Here is a 20,841-nt window from a genome sequence, read left to right as displayed (position 1 = left end):
TGTTTGCATCATTGTCCGATTTCGTTGTTAAAGTTCAAGATTGATTCCCAGGTTTACCACCCGCTGAACGGGATAGTTAAAGGCGTTGCCCGCCTGCTCCGGATCCCACAGTTTAAAGTTCCGGATCTGGAACAAGTTATTTCCGGAGGCATAGATACGTGCTCCTTTAAAACCGATCCGTCCTAAAAGTGATTTGGACATGGTATAGCCGATCTCTGCGGTTTTCATCCGCAGGAAGGAACCGTTACGCATCCACCAGGTGCTGGAAACCGTGTTATTGTCGATATTAGTGGTGGAGAGCCGGGGCCAAAAAGCAAATATATTGCGGGTATCTTCCGACCAGTAGCTATCCGCGATAGCCTGCAGCACGGCCCGGTTTTGTACACCGGCAATATCAGTATTGGTTCCAAAAGGCGCAACAGCCTTAGGATCAATCCAGAAAGAGGATAGTGCAGAGCCCTGGAAGAAACAGTTAAAATCAAATTTCTTATACCCTATAGAAAGCCCAAAGCCATAAATAATTTCCGGGGTGGTCGGATACCCGATGGGAACCATATCATTTTCATCGACCCTTCCGTCACCATTGATGTCTTTGTATTTGATATCGCCGGCCTTATATTCACCAAAGGTTTGCAGGGGTGAGTTGGCTACTTCTTCATCATCTAAGAAGTACCGTTCTGCGATATAGCCCCAGCGCTGTGAAATTTTTTGCCCTTTATGAAACCGCCAGGGCGTGTTGGCATAATCCGGCTCTTCGTACAACTCAAACTTGCTGGATGCATAGGTAAAATTTCCACGCACAACAGCCCAAAAGTCCTGCGAAAAATTCTGTGTATAGTCCAACGAGATATCAACACCCTTTCCATTGGCTTTACCAATATTGGCTTTGGGGCTGGCCTGAAGGCCCATGGTAGTGGGAATATCGGCCCGTAGCTGTAAGATCTTGCTTCGGTTTTCAACAAAATAATCGGCCTGAATATTGATGTTCCGCAACAGGCTTAACTCCACGCCATAGTTACTCTTCTGGCTCACCTCCCAGGTAATTAGGGGATCCGAGTAACGGGAAATAGAGATGCCCGGCCGGTTATAGCCAAAGTTCTCTCCAAATGTGAAGCCTCTTCCGCTATTGTTCATATTTACATTGGAAAGATAGTAGAAGCGATCCTGAATGTCTCCGATGGCATCATTACCCACCAGGCCATAAGTGGCTTTCAGTTTTAGTTTGGAAACGATATCCTTCATGGGCTCCCAGAATTTTTCATTGGATATTACCCAGCCGGCACCGGCCGAAGGGAAAAAGCCCCAGCGCTCTTCCATAGAAAACCGTTCAGACCCGTTGTACCCGAAATTAGCTTCTACAAAATACCGGTTATCATAACCGTAGGTAACCCTTCCGGCTAAACCTGCATTCCGCTGCGGCAGCGAGCTTTGCAGATCATCGTAAGAGCCATTCTTATTTTCGCGCACATTAAACAATAACATACCGGAAACCGAATGGTCGCCAAAGCGGTTGTCATAATTCACCGCAGATTCGAAATACACGGAATTGTTCATGGTCCGGTCTCCAGGCACATAGTCCAGGTAGTCCGTACCAGTGTTCGGATTCAGCGCCATCAGCCGGTAATCATTCCTGCCTGCCCCTATTTCGGCAGTTGGCGCCAACGCATAAGTGAACGGTATATACTGGCGCCTTACTTCCAGATCTGCAAACCGGTTAATATTATACATGGCCCGCGCAGACAGTCCCTTGGTAATAAAGTTCAGGTTCTGGTTCAGCCCAAACTGGATGTACATAGAAGAGCGGTCATCTGTCCGGTATCCTTTTACCATATCCGCATAAGGATTCAGGTAGTTTCCTGAAGCCGTATTACCAAAGAGGATATGCTTGGTGTAAATATTTGCAGAGTCGGGCTCATAATATGGCAGGAAATACACCGGGTTGGCCACCACTGCTTTATTGTACAGGCCCGTACCGCCATCCAGCGGTCCCTGGTAGTTATCAAATGTACCACTCAGCCGTACGATGGCTTCCGTTGTCTTTGTCAGGTTTACATTTACATTGGATCTTAAAGAATAGCGGTTGATCTGGATATTATTATTAAAATTCTGCCGTTTATCCATTTTAATGATCCCGTTATCCCGCGTGTAAGCGGCGGCAATATAATAACGGGCCACTTTTCCGCCTCCGCTTACATTGAGGTTATAGCGCTGGTTATAAGTGATCTTGTCCAGCAAAACGCTTTGCCAGTCAATGGCGGGATATTTTACCGGATCCGTTCCCAGCGCGGTATAATAGATCTTGCTTTCATCATAAGGAAGACGGGTTCCCTCTATCCGGGTGCGTACGGCCTCGTTTTGCAGTTTCATAAAGGTTACCGGATCTGCAAAGCGTACATTCTCCGTGGGAGAAGAAGAGGAGCCTTCTGCCCTGAACTTAATTTGAGCCGCTCCCTGCTTTCCTTCTTTGGTTGTAACCAGGATGACCCCATTGGCACCTCTTGCTCCATAAAGCGCGGTAGCATTGGCATCTTTCATCACCGAAAAGCTGGCAATATCATCCACCGTTAACCGGGAAAGATCGCCGGTTTCCATTTCCACTCCATCAATCAAAATGAGCGGATTGGCTTTACCGGTTCCAAAAGTGGTAACACCCCGTACAAAGAATTGTGCATCATCGGCACCCGGTTCTCCACTGCGCTGATAGGCGATCACCCCGGCAATACGTCCGGCCAGTGCGGTGGTCAGGTTGCTCGATGGCACCCTTAGGGTAGACGGATCTACCGTAGTTACGGATCCCACCACCGCTTCTTTACGCTGCTTTTGTCCGAAGGCCGTGATCACCACCTCATCCATTTTTTGTTTCTCCAGGTCTTCTTCCAGTACGATCACGGTATTCCGGTCGGTGCCGGCTGCAATTGTTTTGCTTTTGTATCCAACAGCCGTAACAACCAGCGAGTCCTGTTCGGAATCTATTTCGATTATGAATTTTCCATCATTATCTGTAGAAGCGCCCCGCTGTGTGCCCTTAATGGAAACAGAAGCGCCCACAACCGGAACGCTCTGCACATTGATCACTTTTCCGTTCAGCACCCACGAAAAGGCATTGTTTACCGTTACATTTTTTACAGTTGTACGAACGCGGGGGCCCGATAAAAGCCCGTTCTTATAAAAAGAAAGATCGCGGGTCTGCGGTTTCGTTTTAAAGGCCTGCTCAACCGGTATCTCCCTCATGCTCAGGCTTATTTTTTCCAGCCTGCTGCCTGTAGCTGCCATAGATTGAGCCCCTGTTACCAGGATCATTAAAATAGAAAGTTTCATCAAAAGGGATAACTTAATAAGGGTTCGATGCCTCGGTTTTACCAAAGCATGAATGATTAATTTCATATTTTTGCAATGATTTAATGTGATAATATCGCTTGGGGAAGCGGTTTATTGCTGCAAATTCTGCGGGGGATGCTGCGAACATTTCCCGCTTTTTCTTTAACTCTTCATGTGCATAGTGTGTCTGTTTTGTATTTTATGGCGAAATCGTTACAATTTTATTGTGGAATAGTACAATGAAATACCCGGGTTGATCTGAGAGATTCCAGCACCTGGCTCCCTCCCCTATGGCTCCGCTATACTCCTCCAGTTTCAGTTGCCCGCCGGCGATCTGAACATCTACGTCAAACCTCCACAACAATTCCCTGGCAACCGGTTCTGGATCTGAATGTCACCGGCGATCGGGCTAAGATCATTTCTTTGTACGTACAGCAGCAATCGATGATCCCGGACCCTTTCATTTTTCCCCGCACAAAGGCACCCCCGGGGGCCTTGTGCAGTTAAACTGTTCCATTCTGATGACCCCAAATCTATAATAAATTGGGGGCTTCGGTCACAGTTTTTACGATAACGTTATAGCCGTATCTGAATTGGGTGAAAAGAATGGAATCAGACACCGTAAGTACCCCCGGGCTGCAGCAAGGTGCTCAAGAGAAAAAAAGCAGCTGTCTCCAAAAGCTGCTTTATAGCACATTGTCGTTCTCTACCTGTTTCAGTATCTATTGACGGATAATCATCTTCAGAGGCCGGAACAACCCCGATCGCTATCGCATCTGCATCAAGGTAAGCGGTAAAGCCCCGGATGGGGCTATGCCCGGATAGCCGGCGGTGCAACCGTAGGTTTATTTACGATTGGTTTGCATTAAACCCCGGCCGGGGTTCAACCAGGATCCGGATCATTCCTGATGCCCTTTTTTGTACCCGGGCCAAAACAATTGCCGCAAACCGGCTGGCCGGGTCATTACATTTATTAACCCGCCAGCTGGTATGCGGCAAATATCCTTTATCAACAGGATCCTGAAGCCGGCAACTGAAACAGTAACCTGCTATATCATCATTATTCTACAGGAACAACGGCCTGCCCAGGGGTTAATCCGTCTGCCGCTGCTTTTATTTTCAATACGCCCCGGGCTCCTTTTTTTGCCTTTACGATCACCAGGGCCATACCATTATAAGCGCTTTTTTCGGGGCTCTGGAAAGACTCAAAACTGGTAGCATCCCCGTTATCAGTGGCCACGATCTCACCGGGACCTTCTACTGAAAACCGGATCTTCGGATGCGAACGGGGCACCATCCGGCCGTTTTTATCTTCCACCTTAACGGTGATAAAAGCAAGCTCCTGCCCGTTGTTCTTAATTCTTTTTGCGTTACTGCTTAAACCCAGTTTTGCGGCTTCCCCGGTTGTGGCAACCCTATCCGTTGCCCACTGTTTTCCCTGTTTATAGGCAATCACTTTTAGCTCGCCGGGTGCATAGACCACATCATCCCAAACCAGCCGGAAATCTTTGCCGGGCTGCTTTTTCTTACGGCCCAGGCTTTTCCCGTTCAGGAACAGCTCGGCCTCATCGCCGGAGGTATATACATGTACGGGAACCACTGAATCTATACGCTCCTGCCAGTTCCAGTGCGGAAGGATATGCGCCATGGGCAGGTTGGGCCGCCAGTGCGACTGATACAGGTAGAAGCGGTCCTTGGGAAAGCCCGCAAGGTCAATGATCCCGAAATAGCTGCTGCGGGAAGGCGGATTATTCTTAGTTAATTCTTCCAGCGCTTTTTCCAGCTCAGCGCGCTTTGAAGGGTCGGTCCGGAAATTGAGCAGGTTGGTCTCATCCGAGTTATAGGGAGTCGGCTCGCCGAGGTAGTCGAAGCCGGTCCACATAAACTCTCCCAGCAGGTTCGGGTATTTTGCATTAGTGGCAAATTGCACGTCCGGCGTGCAGCCCCAGCCCGGATGATCGAGGTCGTAGGAAGTGATCTGCCAGTTCTGACGGTTGGTACCAAAAAAATATTCTCCCCGCGAACTTACGCAGCTGGAGGTTTCACTACCCATGGTAGGCATGTTTGCATACCGCGGATCCGCATCCCATTTAGCCTGCTGACCAAAGAAATAATTCACCCCCATCAGGTCCAGCCCCTGAACGGCGCCGGAGGACCTTCCTCCATCCGGATCGTTATAGCCATTGGATACCGGGCGCGTGGGATCCTCCCGGCGCATAATATCCGCCAGCTCTTTCGTCATGGCTACATCCCGCTGATCCATTACTTCGTTCCCGATGCTCCAGATAAATACCGAAGGATGATTTCTGTCGCGATGTACCAATGCCACCAGGTCCTTCTCATGCCATTCGTCATAAAGCTTATTGTAATCATTCTTCTTTTTGCCATGTTTCCAGGCATCAAATGCTTCATCCCAAACCAGGAAGCCCATTTCATCGGCCAGCTCCAGCAATTCAGGGGCGGGCGGGTTATGGGAAGTACGGATAGCATTCACCCCCATTTCCTTTAGCAATACCAGCTGCCGTTTTAATGCACTTGTGTTCATGGCTGCGCCCAGCGCACCCAGGTCGTGGTGATTGCACACTCCCTGGATCTCTACGCGCTTACCATTTAATAAGAAGCCATTCCTTGCCGTAAACTCCAGGGTCCTTAGTCCAAGTGTGCTGTAATAGGTATCGGTCTTCTTTCCATTCACCAGTACGGTCGTCACGGCAAAATAACGGTTCGGGTTTTCAATGCTCCAGATCCGGGGATTCCGGATCGTAACCGTCATATCCACTTTGTTATTGCTGCCTTCGGCCACCTCGATATTCTTTTGCTGAACGGAAGCTACTTTCTTTTTGAGCGTATTTCCTGCTCCCGCTTCAAAAATATCAGTTTGCAGGGTGGCTTTTACCGGCTTGTTGCCCTGGTTATCGAGGGTTACTGCCATTTTTATATCGGCAGCCTGTGTGGTAACGCTGGGCGTGGTAATATAGGTACCCCAATGCGCCACATGCACAGGTTCCGTTTTTACCAGCCATACATGCCGGTAAATGCCGGCCCCGGGATACCAGCGGGAATCCCATTTTTCAGTGTTCAGTTTTACGGCCAGCACATTCTCCTTTCCAAATTCAAGATAAGGTGAAAGGTCCATCCGGAAGGAGGTATACCCGTAAGGCCAGGTACCCACATAGTGCCCGTTGAGCCAGATCTCTGCGTAGGCCATGGCCCCGTCAAAATCAATGAATATTTTTTTGCCGGCATCTGCCGCGGGGATCTTAAAATGCTTGCGGTACCAGCCGATCCCTTTCCAGGGCAGTTTACCCGTATTTCCGGAAAGATCTATCCGGAAGGGACCCGTAATACCAAAATCGTGCGGCAGGGAAAGCCGCTGCCAATCCCCGTCGTTGAACCCGGCTGTTTCTGCCTGCTGCGGCTCCTCCAGCCGGGTGCCGTCCGGTTGCAGTCCGTATCTTTTAAATAACCAGCCTTCATCAAAGGACGTTGTCCCTGCACTGCCGAGACGGGTAAAGGAAGATTGTGCATGAATGCCGCTACCGCATAAGATAACGGCCAGTAAGCCTAAAATAAATCGCATTCCTTGTTGTGTTGTTTTTTTGTTATAAAATATTTTCCTGATTGATGCATATTTCATTTGAAGGATGTGCAGGGAACGGGAAAACTAATGGGCATTGCCCGAAGTTATCGGACCAGCCAGACCCTGCCGCTTTTTTTACCTTTTAACCCCCATTCTTTAGCCCCGGGCGCTGTTGCCGGCTAAAGCTCCCGGATGGCATCATCCGATAGCTCTACGTTAAACACTTTCAGATCACGGATCCATGCTTTGGCGGCATTCTTTTTATCACCGATAAACTGCAACGGGAAAAAGAGCGTCTGCACTTTGGCCGTTGTGTGTTTCCCGTTCGGAAAGGTCCTTTTTGCCCCCTCCAGCTTCTCCTTCAATACCCCGTTTACATAAAGTGCCGTGCCCTTGTTATTCCCTTTGATGGTAAGGTTCGTCCATTCATTCACCGGCACCGTATAGTCAAAATTATAATGATAGCCTTCCCTCGAAAAGCCCAGTTTCCCGGTGCCCTGCTGGTTCAGGGTTACCACGGCATCTTCTGAACCAAACAATACGGAATTGGGTGCGTTGCCGGATTCCGGCTTTATAGCAAAGCTAACGGTATAACCGTAGCCGATACCCGGGAACGGTGATGCAACAAAACTTTCACCGCCTTTTAAACCCAGGGCTTTTTCATTTTTATCAAAGGATGCATTTACAGCTGCCGGTTTCCGGTGCCCTTTAAAATGGCCGCCGGCATCCATAGCCAGTACCAGCGAATCCTTTGCCCGGATACGCCCCAGCATGTTCAACCCCGGCCCTTCACCTACCTGTTGGGCGCGGGCTGCAAAATCAACATACGCCATTGGCTTTACACTGCCGCCCCACATCTTCTGCGACAATACCTGCATAGCCGGGAATACCCGGTGGTGCACATCTTTTTCAGTGATACCGTTGCCCACATGATCGTTCCAGACAGCAAAGGAGCCTCCTCTTAACAGCGGGTAGTTTTCATCAAAGGTCTCTTTGCCGATCCGGTTGGGAGTCCATTCCTCGTACAGTCTTTTTACATTCAGGTAGTCGTAATAATAACCGGCAGCCGGCACAATGTAAAGCCAGCCATCCGGTGTGCTGATGCCTTTGTAACCCAATGCAAACATATCCTTTGGTTCTGCATACCCATTATACCAGAGGTTCATGGTAACCCCTTCTACTTTTACGGGAGTGGTTCCCTGTGCATGAGTGAGTGATCCCCACATGCGCACTTTCTTTCCAAAGCCTTCTACAAAGCGGATATAATGATCGGCAAATTTCCTGAATTTTTCCGCATCTTTTTTAGCATATTCATCCGTACCAATATGCACTTCCCTGCCAATAAAAACCGGGTTGGGTCCCTGCAGGTATTCCCTGAACACATTATCGATGACCTCATAGGTAAGCGGGTTATCCAGGTCCAGGTGGTCCATACCATATTGTTTGCTGCCCACGCCCGGAACGGCTTTGCTAAACGCCAGCGAATGGGCCGGAACATCAATTTCAGGAATGATGTTGACCCCGTACTGCTGCGCCATCAGCTGAAGGTCGATAAATTCTTTTTTTGTGTAGCTGCCATCTTTTGCTGTAAGCCCGGGATACCGGTCGTTCTGCAAACGAAAGGCGGAATAGGTGCTGTCCCAGTTATCACCGAAGAATTGTTTAAAGCCGTTATCATTGAGATGGATGTGAAAATCGTTCATCTTATAATAGGACATGAACTTTACATAATGCTTCAGGAAATCGAGGCTGAAGAATTTACGGCCCACATCCAGCACAAATCCCCGCACTTCGGATTGGGGGTAATCGCGCGCGGTCCCTTTTGGAAGGGAGCTTTGCTGCGCTAATAACTGGAGCAGGGTGCGCGTGGCCCAGATGGCGCCCACCGAATCTTTTGCCTCGATGGAAATGCGGTCACTGATCTGCAGGGCATATCCTTCTGCAGGCAGGGCCTCGCCTGTTACCTCCAGGGTAAAGAACACGGCTCCCTTTTGCGGCTGCCCTGTTCTTACCGGCAGTTTTGTGCCGGGAGTCATTACGGCCAGGTCTTCTGCCAATAACCGGGCAACAGGAAGCAGCTGTTTTGCATACCGGGGATCTACTACCAGGCGGGTTGCCGGCTTCCACTTAAAAAAACCATCGCCCCCCTGCCATTGCCGCAGGGCCGGAATGATAAAGGGTGCCGGGTTGGTTTGTGCCTGCGAGACCTCTGAAAGTCCTGCCAGTCCTACAACCACTAAAATTAAGACCAGTGTTCTTTTTTTTATTTTCATTATTATCATTTTCATGTTGCTATTATCGCTGCCGGCGGCGGCTTCAACCTGAGCACCCCGTAACAGTATCATCATTGCCCGCGCTGAAATTCCGGCTGTTTTTACAAATGGATAAAAACATTGCCCGGTATCAGCCATAAGACCAATTTAATAGGCCTTTGTTTCTTTTCCTTTCGTAATCCCGTTTTCGTTAAAGGCGTCTACCCTGAAATAATACGGAACGTCTTTATTGAGCCCGGGCAGTTCCAGGTTGCTTTTATCATATACCATTGCCGAATGGAATAGCTGATGCGGAGCCGTTCCAAAATATACCACATAGCCCGTGGCTGTTGCCGCCTGCTTCCATACAAGATGCCCTCTCCGGCTATCCGCCGCATCACGGCTTACTTCAACGGAGTTCACAGCCGCCGGCCTGTTACCTGCGCCCTTCCCAAACACGCGGAATCCCGACAATGAAAATTTGCCTCCCGGCACTGACCGGTTCGTGATCCGCAAAAACCGTGTTTTAACAGGCCTGGGTAAAACGATATAGTCATTTGCCCTATCCAGTTTACTATCTGTTCTATCGATCAGCGGCTTCCAGCTTTTGCCGTCAGCGGAACCTTCGATCACAAATTGATACGGCCCGTATGCCATACCGGCTTTGAGCAAGGCATCCTGGTCGGCAAAATTCACCTGCAGCGCATTAACCGTACACTGCTGCTGCAGATCCACCTGCAACCATTCGCCCGCATTGCCTGTTTGCGCGCTCCACCAGTTGCGTATTTCCTCGTTCACTGCCTGCTCCGGGGCGTGCCCCGGTAAGGTTGAAGAAGCCTGCACCGGTTTATTATAGGAAAGCAGCATCCACCCGGTAAACAGGCTTTCCTTTCCAAAATCCATTTTACGATGCGGCATCACGGAAGGATAATCGCCAAATGCGGTATTGCAATGCAGCTGCCCGTCCTTATCAAAAAACGCCGGGAACAGGCCGATCCTCCTTTCAAACATATGCCGTACGGAGATGGTCATAGTAGCCACATGCCAGTAGTTCCCGTACCTGTCTTTAAAGGTGCTGCCATGTCCCGCGCCATTTATAAAGCCCCCGGGCTTATAAGAGAAAGGGCTGTTGGGCATATAGGTAAAAGGGCCCAGCGGTTTATCCGATACATACACCCCATCTCCATACACTTTAAACTCGGTGCCGGGGGAAGCATACTGCAGGTAGTATTTACCATTGTATTTGTTCATCCAGGCGCCTTCATTCCACCCTTTTTTGCCGTTGCTGTGGGTTTCCCCATGCTCTTCCCACCCGTGCTCCCTGATGTTGTGCTGAATGAGGACCAATGGCGTGCCGATGGTATCAAAGCGGCGTTGGGTATCCAGCTCCACTCCCATGATCGGATCTACATTGGAGCAACCGTAATAAAAATACACTTTGCCATCATCATCGTTAAACAATGCAGGATCGGTAACCCCCAGCGGAAATTTTTCGCGGTATACCTTCCAGTTGTCTGTTTTAGGGTCCGTACTGTAATAAATATTGCGGGCGCCTTTTGAAGCGATAAAAAATACCGTATCATGAATGGTTGCAACCGTAGGCGCATAATCCTCGGTGGGCAGGGTTTTGGAGGGCAGGAATACCCAGTTGAGCAGATCGCTGCTATGCCAGTAACCACCAGACTTGGAGGCATAAAGGAAATAGGTATTCCTGTACAAATGGATCACAGGATCCGCAGCTTCCCGGTAACCCAGCCCGTCATAGCTAAAACGGTAATTAAGGTTGAGCGGATTGCACCAGGTAGCCGGTGCCTGACCCCATGCGGCAGCGCTGAGTAAACAACACCCGATAAGTATGACTTTTATTTTATTCATTTTTCTTAATACTACTGGTTCGTGAGGACACGGACCATGGCTGTGGCCTTTTATTATTTTTTCTTTTTAGCTTTTCCCGGGGCTATTTCTTTGGGATTTTCTGTTGTCTTCAGAACTGCCTTAGCGTTAAGTGCTGTAACTACTTTTTTTCCGGTCCTGGCTTCCAGTTCCTTACGGGCTACTTTGGCAACATTCCCACCCTGCCGGGCTACGTCTGCATTTTCTTCAAACGTATTGGGATTAACAGACTGTGAAATATCTTTGGCAGAAGCCTCAGCGAGCATATTCAAAATCAGTTCAGTATTGGTTCACCCCGTTAGATAATTTATTAAGATTTTCATTTACTTGTTTTTTGTTCATCGATATTTAACTGATGGCTCCCATTAGATAATTTTTCATTCTCTGCTTTAAATAGCGTTTTCCCCAAGCTGTTTTTAAATATTTTTCTCTATGAGTTGCATCCTGTTGGTTTATACATCCCTCAAAATATATCAGTTCAAAAGGTATTCTATTTTTCGTCGAATTAACCTTTCCATTATTATGTTCGTCCAAACGATGTCTTAAGTTATTCGTATAACCTGTATATAAATCACCGTCTTTAAGGGACCTCAATACGTAAATATAGTAAAACATTTATCCTACAATTTTATATCTAACTGGGTAAATATTATCGCGGAGGTTTTCTTTCTTTAGCCCCTTAAGGATTTTGTATTCCTTAGTGGTTTTATCTGACCATGCTTTGGTAATGATATCCGTAAGTGTGGCAAACTGTCCCCCCTCCTTCATTCCTCTTTTTTTCCATTCATCGGTAAGTTCTTTACGAATTTCAATACTTTTCACCCTTTGGTTGATCCAGTTTTCAGAATAACCTAATTTCAGGTATTGCTCCAAAGCCCTGTCGATAGTAATTTCCGGGTCCTGCATTTCGTCCAGGCGCTCGGAGGCCAGTTCCGCCAGCCACAGTTTGAAAGGTTCCGCTTTGGGCGACGGAATTGACTGTATAAGTCGGAAAACCTGCTCCGTATCGGCAACATCGGTCAGACGTAATTTCCCGTCGGGAGCAGGCATCTTCAACTGTCCGATTTTTTCGGACAGTTCACTTCCTTCTTTTCTGAGTTTGGCTTTAAGGTCACTCCAGTATTTACGGGGCCGGTCGGTGCCCGTGAGGACTTCGATAACATCAATTACCGAAAGATACCATTTTTCCTGCTCCCCATCCCAATGCGTGCGGACCTGTTTTTGTTCAAAGACATTGATGGTATTTTCTTTCTTCATAACCATTTTTTTGATGTGTAGCAAAAATATCACGGGCGGGCAGATCATTCCACCACAATTTCATCACAAAACAGCCAGGCGGCCTGCCCTTCACCGGGATGGCCTTTAGGGCATTGCCCCAGGTTCTTTGCGGTAATACGCACATACCGGAAACTGCGCGGATCAAACCGGGTGGTAAAATCCTTTGTTTGCGGCGCTTTGTCGGCAACAGGCACCGTGTTGCTGACCGTAGCCAGCTCAGTAAACTGTTTCCCATCTGCGGATACCTCAAACTTTACCCATTGCGGAAAGAAGATCCATTGCCCGTAGCTCTGCAAACATCCCAGGGTAATGGAACCCGCTGTTGCTGCCTGCCCCAGGTCAACGGTTGCCACCATATCGCTCCCGTTGAATGCATGCCACTGTTTTCCAGCATCTGTTGTGCCCCGGATACCATCCACCAGCGTGGAGGGGCCGTTAGCCGGATAATACTTACTGTAGGGCGTTGCATACTGCAACGGGCGCCCGGTTGCTTTATTCAGTGTAAAAGCCTGTTGTGCAGGCCGCCCTCTTATCATACTATTGTTTATGGCCAGGGCTGCTTTTACCGTCATCGCACCCTTTACTTCAAAAGGGTTTTCATAACGCAGGCTGCCCGTACCCGGGTCGGTACCATCGGTTGTATAATAGATCGTACCGTCTTCATTTTCCGTTTCAAGCTTCACCAGCAAGCGACCATCAACCACCTGCGGTTTAATGTCTACTTTAAAATTGCCCTTCGAATAATGCAGCCCTCTTTGCTCAAAGCCCACGAGGTGCGGCTGCAGGCGCTGATTAAAATCCTTCCAGTTGCGCGATTGTTTTGTACTCCACAATACTTCTGCAAGTGCCGGCATCCGCGGCAGGATCATATACAATACATGCTCGTAGCTTGCGATCTGCTCCGTCCATAAATTAGCCTGTGCGCCCAATACATGCTTTGCCTGTTCGCTATTCAGCTCCGCCGGAATGGGCTCATAGCTGTACACCCGCTTGAGGGTATTAAAACCTCCGAAAGCCAGTGGTTCCGTTTCGGGATCGCCCTGGTAGTAGTCAAAGTAGAGCGGGCCGGTTGGGCTCATGACCACATCATGATTCATCTGCGCGGCCTTAATACCTCCCGATTCGCCCCGCCAGCTCATAACGGTTGCCTGTGGCGCCAGCCCCCCCTCCAGGATCTCATCCCAGCCGATCAGCTTCCGGTTATGGGCTACCAGAAATTTTTCCATCCGGTGGATAAAATAGCTCTGCAACTCCTCTTCGTTTTTCAGGCCCTCCGTCTTCATCCGGCGCTGGCACCGTTCACACTGCTTCCAGCTGGTCTTATCCACTTCATCGCCGCCTACATGAATGTACCGCGACGGGAACAATGCCATTACCTCCTCCAGGATGTTCTGAAGGAATACAAATGCGCTGTCATTGCCTGCACAATAATTGGGATGCACATCCCGGCCATAAAAATCGCCGGGCTCATTAAAGGTATGTTTATGCGGTAAACAGGAATACTCCGGGTAAGCTGCCATGGCGGCTTCGGAGTGACCCGGCATTTCAATTTCGGGCACTACAGTAATCTGCCTTGCTGCTGCATAGGCCACAATTTCCTTTATTTGTTCCTGTGTGTAATAACCTCCATAGGTGGCCTTATTCCTGTCGGCATTAAACCGGACCTGGGACCAATCCCAGGCTTTGCCCCAGTCGTCCACGCGCCATGCCGCCAGCCCTGTGAGCTTCGGATACTTTTTTATTTCGATCCTCCAGCCGGCGCCGTCTGCCAGATGCCAGTGAAAACGGTTCATTTTATAGGCGGCCAGCAGGTCGATAAACTGTTTTACGAGCTCCGGTGAAAAAAAATGACGGCTTACATCCAGCATCATCCCCCGCCATTTAAACCGGGGATAATCACTGATCTCCATACAGGGGATCCGGATGACCTGGTTGGTGCGCACGGCCGGGAGCGTTTGCAATAAGGACTGCACGGCATAAAACAATCCTGCCGGTTTGCTGGCGCGGATCGCAATGCGGGTGGGTGTAACGGATAAAACATAGCCTTCTTCACCAACCCCCTCAGTTGACCCAATACTAAAATGGATGCTCTTTCCTACGGCGGCGGCTTTTACCGGGAGCGCATAACCACTTACCTGTTTTACCGCACCGGTAAAATAGCTGATGATGCCGGATACCTCCCTGCCGGCGGCTGAAGCCTGTACCTGCACATTTTTATCCAGCAGGAAAGCCCCGTCCTGTAACTGCAGCCTCACCGGCTGTGGGATGATATGCACCGGTGGTTGTGCATTTAAAAAAAATGTCCATAACAAGAACCCTGTCAATAATCCGGATCGCATATTTTCTTATTTAAAAATTCATATTCAACCAATACCCGGGTATTTTACAACCCTCCTTCTAACCTGACCACTGCCGTATAGCCCCTGCCGGCGGAAGGCGGAATGGTCAGCCGCAGCGCTTCATCATCCTGCCGGAATATTATTTTTTTGCCGGCTCCCAGCAGAACGGCCTTCTTTATATTGCCCGGGTGCTGCCCCGATCGCAAGCCCAACGAAGGAAGTACCAGCTCACCGGCAGCCGGGTTCAGCACAAACACATACAGGTTTTTTCCTTTTACGGTAAAGCGTACTTCGTTGGGCGAATAAGCCGGGCTTGCAATAGTCCGTTCGTTAAAATCATCGGAAGAGCCCTGTTTTTTGTAGGCTTCTTCATCAGTAATGCTTACATCTTTTGTACGCACGATCCCCTTGAAATTATCACCGTATATGCTCCATGGAACTGAAGCATAGATGGCTTCTTTATTCCGGTTCATCCACCAGCCGATCGTATCCAGTATCATTTTGTGATCCGGCGGAATGGTACCATCGGCGAGGAGCTCCACATTCAGCAACAGGTTGCCGTTCTTACTGATCATGTCGGTGAAGGATTCGATAACGGTTCTTGCATTATGGCGGGAAGGGATCTCCTTTTTATAGAACCAGTGCGTAAAGGTCATGGTTCCCTGCCAGGGATCAGGCAGTATGCCGGAAGCGCCGCCACGCTCAATATCCTTCAGTACCATCGGCTCATTGCTGATCTTTCCGGCCACCACCACGGAGAGATTCCCGTGTTTTTGCAAATGACGGTTCAAAAAGACCCTGCTGGCTTCTTTCCCATACTTACCGTATGGAAAACCATAACCATCGAACCAGAGCATATCCACATCATATTTCGTTGCCAGTTCTATATGCCGGTCCAGCCAGTTCTTCTTCACCCCTTCCTCCCATTCTTTTGTTCTTTTTTCGGGTGGCAGGCCGTAGAGGTCGGCCGGATCCAGCCCCTCCCACCATTTGCCAACGCCATCGGCCTTTGTTAAGTAGCCATCATATTTTACCCCCTTTTTGGGTCCGGAAATATCGCTGCCAAAAGCCGGCAGCCACCAGCTCATAAAACGGTCATCATGCGAGCTGACCCCAAAAGGGATATCGTATTTTTTTGCCGACTGCCGGAATAAACCAATAATATCTTTTCGGGGCCCTACGTTAACAGCGTTCCAGGCGTGATAGGTAGAGTTGAAATTATCAAAATGGTCGTGATGGTTGGCCAGTGCCACAAAATACTTTGCCCCGATGCTTTTGAAATAACGCAGGAGGGCATCCGTATCCAGGTGCTCGGCCTTCCATTGATGGATCACATCCTTAAACCCCACTTCGGAGGGGTGCCCGAAATGGCGCAGGTGGTAAGGGTAAGCATTTTCTCCAAACTTCTGGCCACCGACATCCTGCATATACATATGGCGTGCATACCAGCCGCCGCCGCTATCCGGCAGGGTTTGCGCTCCCCAGTGGACCCAGATACCCAGCTTTGCCTCCGTGAACCACTTTGGGAAGCGGTAGTGTTTTGAAAGCTGCTCCCAGCTCTGCTCCCCCGTTCCCTGTGCCCGGGCAGCATGAATGCTTCCCAATAGCAGGATCGATAAAAAAACAAGACGCCCCCGGGCCTTATACATATCACTTACTTTTTTGCGGTTACAGATGTGGTTTCAAGAATACGGCCATCGATCATCAGTTTAACCGGCCGGGGTTTTTCAGAAGAGATCCTGTAAGCCGTTACTTTTCCGTTCTTCCAGCTACAGTCCACAGTAAATCCTCCGCGGGCCTTCAATCCCTTAAAGGAACCGGAAACCTTCCATGCCGCCGGTATGGCCGGCAGCAGGCTGATGAAACCGGCGTGGCTTTGCAACAACATTTCCGGTATGGCGCCACTGATGCCCAGGTTGCCATCGATCTGGAACGGGGGGTGCGTGGTGAACATGTTGGGCAACATATTGTAGGTAAACAACCCGCGGATCATCATCCCTGCTTTTTCTCCCTCGCCCAGACGCGCCCACATGGCACAGCGCCAGGGCCAGGACCAGGACCGGCGGCTGTCGCCTATGGTAGACGCGACTGTAAAAGGCTTATTGATATTTTTTCCATAGTTACCGCTGCGGCTGCGTAAAGAAATGATCGCCGCTTTTGCCAGCTCCGGTGTTTGTGTAGGGTTAATCTGCCGGCCGGGATATACCGCAAACAAATGCGAGGTATGGCGGTGCTGATCATCCGGATCATCCCGGTCTGCCTGCCATTCCTGCAACTGCCCCCATTTTCCGATTTTATTGGGCGCCAGGTGACGTTGCATGTCCGCTACTTTTTCCTGGTAGTCTGCATCTATCCCTAATGCCCTGGCTGCATCCAGGTAGTTCTGGAACAGGTCCCATACCAATTGCTGATCATGCATCACCCCATCTTCGCGGGGGCCGTGCTCCGGCGACCATCCATTGGGCACCACAAGGGTACCATCCGGCAATTTCTTTAACCGGTCTTCCCAATAATTACAGATCTCTTTCAATATGGGATAGGCCGTTTTTTTAAGGTATCCCGGATCCCTGGTGAACGCCCAATGCTCGTATACATGCTGCGCATACCAGGCGCTGGCCGGTATATTCCATTCCCAGCCATTACCCCCAAAAATGCTCTGGCTGGTGCGGGCCGTCCATCCACGTGTATGCTGACCAAAAGCCCTGCGGGTGGCTATACGGCAGGGTTCCGCCTGTGCCACGATATAATCGATCAGCGGCTGGTTGCATTCCGAAAGGTTGGCCGGCTCTGCCAGCCAGTAATTCATCTGGATGTTGATATTATTATGATAATCGCTGGCCCATGGCGGGTTATTGCTATTGTTCCAGAGCCCCTGCAGGTTGGCCGGCAGGCCACCGGGACGCGAACTGCTGATGAGCAGGTACCGGCCATACTGGAACAGGATCTCTTCCAGGTCCGGATCCTGCCCCCCGGCTGCATACCTGGTACGCCGGGTATCGGAAGGCAGGCTGCGCAGGGCGGCAGGCGTGGTTCCGATATCGATACGCGCAGCGGCAGCCAGCCTTGTAAAATCCTTTATGTGCGCCGCGCGCAATTGTACATAACTCTTACCCATAGCTGCGGACAACTCCTTTTCGATCACCGGCAGCGGATCTGCACCGCGCCAGCCGGCGTTGTAGTCCGGCTTGTAATTGGTACGGGCATCCAGGTACAGGGTCAGGGTTCTGCAACCGGTAAACACCAGCTGATCCTCCTTTGCGAGCACAGTTCCCCCATCATGCGCTACCCTTACCTGCGCGGCATATTTGAGCTGGTTTGCCATGATACCGGCTAACTGCAGCCGGCTTTCAACGGCCTCCGCTTTTGCGCCCTGGGCCGACCACAGGCTGATGCGTCCGGATAATTGCCCCTTGCCGCCGGCGGTATACCGGAACACCATTACCTGGTCCGGGTGGCTGGCAAAGGCTTCGCGCTGATAAGTAATTCGATTGCTCTTAAATGAATTGCTATGGATTCCGCTAACGAGGTCCAGGCTCCGCCGGTAGTCTGTACAGGCAGCGCCCTGGTCAAACGCCAGGCGAACCTCCCCAAAGTTGCGATAGGCACCAAAACCGTGGTCGCCGGTATTGTAAGCCCCGTCCCAGTTGTTATCTCCGCTCCACAGGCTTTGTTCATTAAACTGGATGGTATCGTTGGCCACACCTCCCATGATCATAGCGCCCATGCGCCCGTTGCCGACCGGGAGTCGTTCCGCATCCCATTTAACAGCCGGTTGGGCGTACCACAGAACAAGAGGTGCATCCTGTGCCCAGGCACCGGATATCGTCAAAAATGTCAGTAAGACAATCAGTATTCTTTTTTTCATGCTCAATATTACTATTTTTTATGGCGTTTGAGGTTATCCTTTGGGCAACAAGGCCACCCTGGGTACTTTGCTTTCCGGTAACGGGAGGATGGAAAGCGTTTCGCCTTTGGAAGTGGGTATCAGAACCCGGTTTCCCGATCCCCGGAAGTCCCGTCTTTTATTACTCCGGATCACCAGTTCTTTACCCGGCCACGGGTTTTGCAGGGTCACTGTTCTGCCCTGCTCACTTATTATTTTCAGATACTGTACTTCTTTATTCCTGATAGCGGATGAAATAAGGAAGGCTCCTTCACTCCGGATATTGGTAAACGCTGCATCCTTGTTTTTGGGCCATACCGCAAACACCCGCAATACGCCCTGGTGCCCCATGCATAACATTTCATTGATGGTATTGGGCACGGTACTGCAGTTTTCAATCCCATGCGGGTTATTGAGCTGAAACCCGTTGGGGTAAGTGTGCAGGCTGTACGCATGCAGCTCTTTGAGAATCGTATCTGCATCATACCCCACGCGTACCGCTGCGGGGAAAAAGCTGTTGGATCCGTTAAAGTCCTTCCAGCGCCGCATGGCATCGATCGTATTATGTGCTACTTTCAGCAAACCGGGGTCGCTGTTGAGCCCGATGGCGCCGGCGGGATAAATATGCTGGATCCCCAGGGTATTATCGCCCCACCAGGCCGTTCCCTTTTCGCTGTACCGGAAAACGGTGCGCCCCTCCCGTTCCTGCGTGGTATACCCTGCCAGGCTATCAGCCTTTCCCTGCCAGCTGCTGCGCAGCGTTTTATCTACCCCCAGGAATGTACTCATATCAATAGCAGTTTTGAGCACCATGGGCACCAGCCCCAATGAGAGTACCGGGTTCAGGGTGCCGATCGTGCCTTCATGAATGGCATCATTTTCGATAATATAGCGGCCGTTCTCTTTCTTCAGGTATTTTTCCCAAAACAGGGCCACGGCTTTTATATAGGGATATACCCTTTGGGTAAAGGTCTTATCATATGTGCGGTAGAACTGCATGCTCAAATTAACAGCGCCATAAGCCGCATTGCTCTTTTGTCCAAAAAACAATCCTTCATCCTCCGCTTCCCCGCTTTTAATATAACCCGGCCGGCATTTTTCCATCAACGCGTTCTTCCGCGTTGTTTCTATACCCAGGGGACCGATCCCTACCGGGTATAGTATTCCCTGGCTGATCCCGGTAATTTTTTGAGAATAGTAGCGGCCCCGTTTAATAAAGCCGAGCAGGGGGGCCTCGTAGGGTAAGGCCTGCTCCAGCCGGTTGGCTCCATATAATGCATAAAAAGGCGCGCTGTAATTATAATTCAGGTGATAGTCCCCGTTCCATGCCGGTATTTCCCTGGTAACCCAGCTGCCAAAGATGCCGGGAGGAAACCGGGGATCACGGCTGCAGGCTGCCATATTGTAAAGCGAGCGGTAATACTGGTGTTCCGTTATTGAATCGCCGATATGTACAAAACTCTTATTCCAGTAATCATTCCACCAGGCCTGGTGTTGCGCCGTCATTTTGTTAAAAGCCGCGATCGTAAATGAATTCACCCGGTGCAGCACGGAGGAAAGTGGATCTTTGCTTTTGAAATTACCCGAGAACGCGCAGGCCAGGTAAACGGTTTGCCCGGGCAATACCGAAAGCGTTTGCCTATCGTTCCCTACCAGCTTACAGGCCGCCGTAGCTTTTGTGGGCAGGTCCACGTCTTTTGCAAATCCCCTTTCAATCCACACCGCGCCGGTCTTATCTGTTCCTTTGTGTACCACATCCTCAAATTTGTTTTCCAGGGGCGGGTTTATATGAAACTGGTCCTTACCCGGCAGCTCCAGCGCCATATTGCCCTCCAATGCCGTAGCGCCTGTGTTGGTGACCGTGATCAGCAACATATCTTCTGCCGCAGAAAGGATCGACGTTAATTGCACCGCTGTTGCCTCCTTTATGAACGAAGACTTTGTTGTTGCCGTATACAGATCCTGCACCACGCGGTATGCGGCACCTTTTAAGGCAGGGAAACAGATACTGAGCCTTCCCAATACCGCTGGATAGGACTCATTAAAGCCCGACTTCAAACGCCAGAAATCATTACGGGCCAGGTAATAATATTGTGCCTCCGGCGGCCCTGCCATTGCCGCTGCGGTATAGCCATTGCCCAGCAGCGGGGCATCCACAGCCACAGTGCCAGGGGTTTTAACAGGCGGCGCATTAAAAATATTGTGGTAACGGGTTACGATCGCTTTTGCCCCACCGGTTTGTGCGGATGCCGCAGTGCTAACCAGTAAAAGAATAAAGCCTGTTATTTTTTTCATTTG

At 50.1% G+C, this 20,841-nt stretch carries 11 protein-coding genes; all 11 read right to left on the bottom strand.

Features of this window, described 5'->3' with window-relative positions:
• Window positions 1-27 precede the first annotated feature (27 nt).
• Window positions 28-3,318, bottom strand: a complete 3,291-nt coding sequence (locus BLS44_RS11170; protein WP_245729183.1) for a SusC/RagA family TonB-linked outer membrane protein — start codon at window positions 3,316-3,318, stop codon at window positions 28-30.
• Between the two features lie 1,060 nt (window positions 3,319-4,378).
• A complete protein-coding gene (gene galB / locus BLS44_RS11160) occupies window positions 4,379-6,898 on the bottom strand; it encodes a beta-galactosidase GalB (protein WP_090390305.1) in 2,520 nt (839 codons plus the stop codon).
• Window positions 6,899-7,077: 179 nt separating this feature from the next.
• Window positions 7,078-9,171: a family 20 glycosylhydrolase gene (locus tag BLS44_RS11155; protein WP_090390304.1), complete on the bottom strand. Its 2,094-nt coding sequence runs from the start codon at window positions 9,169-9,171 to the stop codon at window positions 7,078-7,080.
• 147 nt (window positions 9,172-9,318) lie between these two features.
• A complete protein-coding gene (locus tag BLS44_RS11150) occupies window positions 9,319-11,025 on the bottom strand; it encodes a family 43 glycosylhydrolase (RefSeq protein WP_090390143.1) in 1,707 nt (568 codons plus the stop codon).
• A 53-nt stretch (window positions 11,026-11,078) separates the two neighbouring features.
• A complete protein-coding gene (locus BLS44_RS11145; protein WP_218127734.1) occupies window positions 11,079-11,315 on the bottom strand; it encodes a hypothetical protein in 237 nt (78 codons plus the stop codon).
• A 76-nt stretch (window positions 11,316-11,391) separates the two neighbouring features.
• Window positions 11,392-11,658 (bottom strand): GIY-YIG nuclease family protein, encoded by a 267-nt coding sequence (locus tag BLS44_RS11140; RefSeq protein ID WP_090390141.1) that lies wholly within the window; start codon window positions 11,656-11,658, stop codon window positions 11,392-11,394.
• Window positions 11,659-12,300: a BRO-N domain-containing protein gene (locus BLS44_RS11135; protein WP_090390303.1), complete on the bottom strand. Its 642-nt coding sequence runs from the start codon at window positions 12,298-12,300 to the stop codon at window positions 11,659-11,661. It abuts the gene before it with no gap.
• A gap of 44 nt (window positions 12,301-12,344) precedes the next feature.
• Window positions 12,345-14,660, bottom strand: coding sequence for a glycoside hydrolase family 20 protein (locus BLS44_RS11130; protein WP_090390140.1), 2,316 nt, complete (start codon window positions 14,658-14,660; stop codon window positions 12,345-12,347).
• 44 nt (window positions 14,661-14,704) lie between these two features.
• Window positions 14,705-16,309 (bottom strand): alpha-L-fucosidase, encoded by a 1,605-nt coding sequence (locus tag BLS44_RS11125; RefSeq protein WP_090390139.1) that lies wholly within the window; start codon window positions 16,307-16,309, stop codon window positions 14,705-14,707.
• A 5-nt stretch (window positions 16,310-16,314) separates the two neighbouring features.
• Complete coding sequence (locus tag BLS44_RS11120) at window positions 16,315-18,525, bottom strand: glycoside hydrolase family 95 protein (protein ID WP_090390138.1); 2,211 nt, start codon at window positions 18,523-18,525, stop codon at window positions 16,315-16,317.
• 33 nt (window positions 18,526-18,558) lie between these two features.
• Window positions 18,559-20,838, bottom strand: coding sequence for a glycosyl hydrolase family 95 catalytic domain-containing protein (locus BLS44_RS11115; RefSeq protein ID WP_090390137.1), 2,280 nt, complete (start codon window positions 20,836-20,838; stop codon window positions 18,559-18,561).
• Window positions 20,839-20,841 lie beyond the last annotated feature (3 nt).

It is taken from the genome of Niabella drilacis, from assembly GCF_900101395.1.
Taxonomy (GTDB): Bacteria; Bacteroidota; Bacteroidia; order Chitinophagales; family Chitinophagaceae; genus Niabella; species Niabella drilacis.
The sequence above is the reverse complement of the archived record's forward strand: the minus strand, read 5'-3'. Positions and strand labels throughout refer to the sequence as shown.